This window comes from Flavobacterium sp. T50_26, from assembly GCF_057652995.1.
Genome location: NZ_JBYFCC010000013.1, coordinates 103,971 through 109,970, shown reverse-complemented (window position 1 = coordinate 109,970; position 6,000 = coordinate 103,971). Strand labels below are relative to the sequence as shown.

Annotated in this window: 4 protein-coding genes; all 4 read right to left on the bottom strand. The window is 31.9% G+C overall.

Annotation, left to right across the window (positions count from 1 at the left end; genetic code table 11):
- Window positions 1–1,420 precede the first annotated feature (1,420 nt).
- Window positions 1,421–2,086, bottom strand: a complete 666-nt coding sequence (locus AC23MC_RS09665) for a response regulator (RefSeq protein WP_487568075.1) — start codon at window positions 2,084–2,086, stop codon at window positions 1,421–1,423.
- 96 nt (window positions 2,087–2,182) lie between these two features.
- Window positions 2,183–4,213 carry a tetratricopeptide repeat-containing sensor histidine kinase gene (locus AC23MC_RS09660; RefSeq protein ID WP_487568076.1) on the bottom strand — a complete coding sequence of 677 codons (2,031 nt, stop codon included), beginning with the start codon at window positions 4,211–4,213 and terminating at the stop codon, window positions 2,183–2,185.
- A gap of 74 nt (window positions 4,214–4,287) precedes the next feature.
- Complete coding sequence (locus AC23MC_RS09655) at window positions 4,288–4,485, bottom strand: hypothetical protein (RefSeq protein ID WP_487568077.1); 198 nt, start codon at window positions 4,483–4,485, stop codon at window positions 4,288–4,290.
- A 226-nt stretch (window positions 4,486–4,711) separates the two neighbouring features.
- Complete coding sequence (locus tag AC23MC_RS09650; RefSeq protein WP_487568078.1) at window positions 4,712–5,734, bottom strand: response regulator transcription factor; 1,023 nt, start codon at window positions 5,732–5,734, stop codon at window positions 4,712–4,714.
- Window positions 5,735–6,000: the final 266 nt, after the last annotated feature.

Here is a 6,000-nt window from a genome sequence, read left to right as displayed (position 1 = left end):
AAACACCTTATATCGACATCTATAAATTTGCAAGTTAAATAATTAAACTTTTTGTTGTAATTCATCATAGAATACGCGATTCAGTGCAGGGAAGAGATCTGTTTTCATGAGAAAGTAAATCAAAACAAAATTCATCCAAAACAAACCATAAAATGAGTCAAAAACGTCAACGTTCACGTTATTTACGTCAACGTTGGCATCAACAACGCCAAATTTGACGTCCGTGACGTCAAATTTGTCATCCACTATGTCAACGTTGACGTTCAAGACGCCAACGTTGACGTTTTTTAGTGCTTTTTTTGGGTTTAACAACAAATTCGTAAATTAAATTTTAGGTTTTATTTAATTCATTTCTAGAAAACAAAAAAAGCGATACAATTGGTGTATCGCTTTTTTTGGTTTTAACTTTTTTAAGTAGCTGTTTTTTGGTTGAATCAGATCTTTCGTTGGGGCAAAAGGGTGGTATTTCTTTTTCGATGTTGGCTACTTAGAACGTTCTTGGGTCAATATTTTTAATTATGAATAATTATGTCGTTATTGATGATGTAAAGATATACCGCCCTACTTGATATCTAAATACGGTTTTACTCAGAATGTGTTACGGGTTTCTTCTTTTTTTGATGTGGTTTCCCGTAATTTTTTTTCGCTGATTCACTTCTTTATAGTCAGCTTTGTCAAAGTTTGAAACTTTAACAAAGCTTTACACTCTAAACCCTACAACTCCTATTACATTGGCAACTTACTTAAAACAAAAAAAGCGTTGCATTGGGGTGCATCGCTTTTTCTAGTGTTTAACTTTTTTAAGTAGCTGTTTTTGGTTGAATCAGATCTTTCGTTGGGGCAAAAGGGTGGTATTTCTTTTTCGATGTTGGCTACTTAGAACGTTCTTTGGGCAATATTTTTAATTATGAATAATTATGTCGTTATTGATGATGTAAAGATATATCGGTAACTTTAAAATCTAAATACGGGTTCACTCACAATGTGTTACGGGTTTCTGCTTTTTTTGTTGCGGTTTCCCGTAATTAATTTAGCCGCTGATTCACTGATTAAATTTTTGCTTTTTTTCGATTTCTTTAAATCCTCACATCCGTTGTAAAAATTCGCGAGATTCGTGCAATTCGTGGCAAAAAAACAAACGTGGCAAAAGAGCAAACAAAAAAGCGATAGTTTGGGGCCTATCGCTTTTAAAATTTTTTTTGAGTTCCCGATTAGTAGGTCAAGTCTTGGGGACTTACAAAAGGGTGGTATTTTTCGGTTTACTCTTCTTTCGTTCTTAGGTTGCTCGGAAACTTCAGTATGCTAACTAACTCGATGTAAAAGTAAATTGATTTTCAGATAATTAGTTACGGTTTACCGCAAATCTTGTTGCGGTTTTATGCCAATTTTACTACGGTTTAGTATAATAAAAAAGAGTTGACTAAATCAACCCTTTGCTTTTTGCTTCCGTAATCAGTTCGATATCACTACTTCCTTTGACGTGAAGAATCTCTTTTAAATTGAGCTTTCGCTTCTCAATTGCACTCAAGGAAAGTGGCACATAACTTGGAATATCTTTGGTTTTAATTCCTTTAGACAAATGATATAAAATTTGTTTGTCAAACTCATCTACTTGTAAATTTTCATATTGTGATTGACTTACAAACTTCACAACTGTCTGACTGTAATAATTATCATCATTCAAAATTTTATCAAACGCATGTAATAATTCATCAAAAGTTAAATCGTTTTTGATGATTAATCCGTTTGGATTTATTTCTTTAATGATGGTATTTATTTTAATTAGTTCCGTATGCATCGTGAGTAAAATAATTTTGCAGTCCGGCATGTGTTTTCTGAGTAATTTGGCCAAATCTTCGCCCGACATGATGTTTTTTTCTTCATAAGGCGGCATACTGATGTCTAAAAATGCAATATCAAACGCCTGTGTTGCATTGGTGATGGTTTCATAAGCCATCTTGCAATTGTTTGCTTGTGTGGTAGTATATTCAAATGAATTTGCACTGTAACTCTTTAACGCATTTTTATAGGCCTCGATGATAAAGGGATGATCATCAACAATAACGATTTGGTAATTTTTTGACATGATTTAGTTGTTGGTTGTATTTTTGGTTGAAATTAACATTCAAATATAAAAAAGAAAAAACACTTTTGATAAATTCAAAAGTGTTTGTTTTAAAAATTATTTTTTAAACGGCAAATCAATCGTAATTGTTGTCCCCTTACCGGGTTTTGATTTAATCTCAAAAGTTCCCTTGCACGTTGCTACTCTCGAAGAAATATTTTGCAAGCCAATTCCTTTACTCTTTTTAGAAACTTCAAAACCAATTCCGTCATCAATTATTGATACATGAAGGTTATCCGCATCTTTTAGTAAGTTAACTGAAACATTCTTAGCCTTTGCATATTTATTAATGTTTTGCAATGACTCCTGAATTATTCGATAGATATTAATTTTTAAATCGTTATCCACCTTATCCCATTTTATTGCTTGGTCAATAATGTATTTGAAATCGGTGTTTTCTGACAGATTTTTTTGTTCTTCAAACAGATTGGTTAAAATTGCCACAAAATTATTAATTAGTGCAAATTTTTCACGACTCAATTCGTGCGAGATTTCACGAATATCTTGTTCAATAAACTTGAGTTCAGAGATGTAGTGATCTCTTCCGGCGATTGCCAATTCATCACCTTTTTTGTTTAAACTGTCCAGATTAAGTCGTGCTCCAAACAAACGACCTAGAACACCATCGTGTAATTCTTGGCCGATGCGTTGTTTTTCTTTGATAACAACCTCATCTAACTTTTTCTGCTGACTTAACATCAGGCTATAGATTTCCTCATTGGCTTTTTGCTGTTCTTCTCGCAATCTAAAGTATTTATTTCTGCTTCTCTGGTCACGAATGATATACAACAGCACCACAATAAAAACAGCCAATAATGCAAAAAGAATGATATTGCGGTTTTGAATGGCTAATTGTTCTTTTTGCCTTTTGAACTCATCGGTTTCATATTCTATACGGGCAAATTTCTCGGAAACGTTACGTTCGGCTTGTAATAAACTATCTGTCAAATAGATTTGCTCTCTTGAAAGTTTACTTTCATTACTCGTATCTACTTTACTTAATTGTTGAACCGAAATTAGTTTCAAGTTTAAAATATTTGTTTTTTTTGCTAAATTATAGGCTTCATGAGCATAATATATAGCACTATCTGCAATACCCTTTACTTGATAATATTCAGACAAATTGATATTGCTATTTACAATTTCAGGAGAAAGATTAAAATTTCGTCTAATTTTCAAAGGTTCTAAAAATTCACCGGGTAAATTTGTAAAGTCTCCTAACTTCAATTTAGCTTTTGCTTTATTATCTAGTATAGTAGCATAAAGTTCTGGAAATTCAATACTTAAATTAGGATCTTGATTAGCTTGATTAAAATAGCTTAGAGCCTCTTTATAATTACCTGATTTCAAATTTAAAAACCCCAAATTATTTAATGAAATAGCTTTTGACTGGTATTGACCGAGATTTTCTAAATTTTCCTCTTTCGCAATTGTATATGCTTTTAGGAAATATTCATTTGCTTTTTCATAATCTTTGGTTTCAACACAAGCTAATCCTAAAGTACTATTAGCTTCATATTCCAATAATTTATTATTTGCAAGTCTTATATAAGTCAAAGCCATAATAGCTGACTTTTCACTTCCCAAGTAATCTCTAGCACGAAATTTAGCAGTAGCCATCTTTACATGCATTCTACCGATACCAATGTTGTCTTTAATACCAAAATAAATTTTTTCAGCATTTTGATAATTGATTACAGCACTATCCATTACAACTTTATCAGTATAATAATCTCCAATATAACTATAGGCTCGTGCAAGATAAAAAGAATCCTTAGATTCTATAGCATCATCTACTAATTCAAAGGATATAGTTTTATACTTTTCTTTAATTCCCAAATTATAATAAATAAAGCCAACATAAACCTTATTTTTAAAATACACTGAGTCCTTTGGCAGAGAATTAACAAGACTTTCTGCCTTAACTAAATAATTTAGTGCTTGGGATTTCGATAATTCGTAGTTGTTAGCTTTATCAATTAAAAGGTTTATACTATCTTGTAGACTTTCATTCTTCTCGTTTGTAAAAGAATGATTTTCACAAGAAAATAGCACAATGATAAATAAAAACAACAAAAATCTTTTCAATACTATTGATTTAAACATCAAAAGTATTAAAAAGATTTAAAATATTGTAAAATTTAATATATAGTTTCTAAAAGCTATTGTATAACCAATACTTTTCTTCCTCCACCCAAAGATCCTCCATCTCCATTTTCAGACACTTGGATAACGAGAACTTTTCTTCCGCCCCCTAATGAACCTCCATCTCCATTTTCAGATGATGAATTTACTGATAAGTCAGATGAAGAAACAGAAGCAAACATAAAAAGTCCTAATAATGCGAATAAAGTTTTCATAATGTTGTGATATTAAGTTATAAGTTGAATTTCGTATTTAGTTGAGTGAATGCTTGGCACATATATTTATTAGTTTTTAAATAATCAAATGCATCACGTGGACACAATCATTCACGGTGTAAAAGTATAGTGCATATCGTCTACAACCAACAAAATCAAGGGGTTAATGGTGGATTGTATTCGTTTGGTTGTGGAATAACCTAAAATCTTGGTAGAATAACTTGTTTTAAATGTCTTTGAATTCTAACCCCGCTAATTGGGCTATAATTTGCTCTACATTGTCTTTGTAGCTCTTGGAAAACGGGAGTTGTGTTTTCGAGTTTTTAATGTAGCAAACCGTGTTTCCGGTATGAATTCGTGAAACATAGTTTTTATTCACAATATAACTATTATGTATTCTGAAGAAATAGGAAGGAAGATTTTCTTCAAAATATTTTAAGGTTTTAAAAGCCGTAATTACTTCACCGTTGTTTAAGGTAATATCGGTAGAATTGTTATCGGCTTTCAAAAAAGCAATTTCGTCCAATTCTAAAAATCGATAATCGCCATACGATTTTATGCAAATTAAATTGCGGTGCACTTCATCATTTGCCACAATCGTTTTTGGAGAATCAAATGTGATGTTTTTAATTTCGGTAAGAATAGGTTCTAAATCTATTGTTGTATTTTCCTTTGGAAGAGATTCTTCTATTGTTGCAATTATTTGTGAAGTAATCGATTCAGAATCAAACGCAGGTTTCTGATGATTGGCCATTTCCAAAATAGCCTCTTTCAAACCGGACAGCTCTGTTTTTAAAAGCGTAATCAATTCTTCATTCACCGCATTAACTTGAATAGGTTCCGGCTGTATTGGAATTAACTCTCTCGCTAAATTGTCGTTTTCTTGAACTTCAGGATTTGGTTCAATAATTTTGAATTCCACAATTTTTCGTGGCTCAGGATTTAAACGAATAACAGGAATATCATTATTTTTTTCAAAACGTAACAATGCTTTACGAACATCTGCTTCGGCAAATGGTTTTACCAAAAAATCCAATACATCATACTTAACCGCTTCAAACGCTTTGCTTGTATCGTGCGAAATAGCAATAATTTTGGGAGTCTTCTTTAAAAAACGATGCAATTCATTTATAATCAACAAAGAAAGATTAGAAGAAGAGGAAAGCGGATTGATCTCTAAAAAAACAAAATCAGGTTGATACTCTAAAATGGCATTTAATCCGTCCTCATAATTTGTCGCAGTAGCCATAAGCTGAAAATTTGAAAACCCTTCCATTACGGACTGGATTTTCAAAATGCTTTTGCTATCATCGTCAAGAATGAGGTAAGAGTGCATCATAAACCTACGAAATCTTTTGAATACAAAAATCAGGAAACTACTCCTGGTCTTGCTTTTTTAAAATAAATTTGATTTGTAGGTTCTCTGTGCAAAAAGATTGGGGCGTTTTACACGGTTATATTTCTAAATTACAGGCTTTCAGCATTTCAACCTAAACCCATAACTATCAACAAACT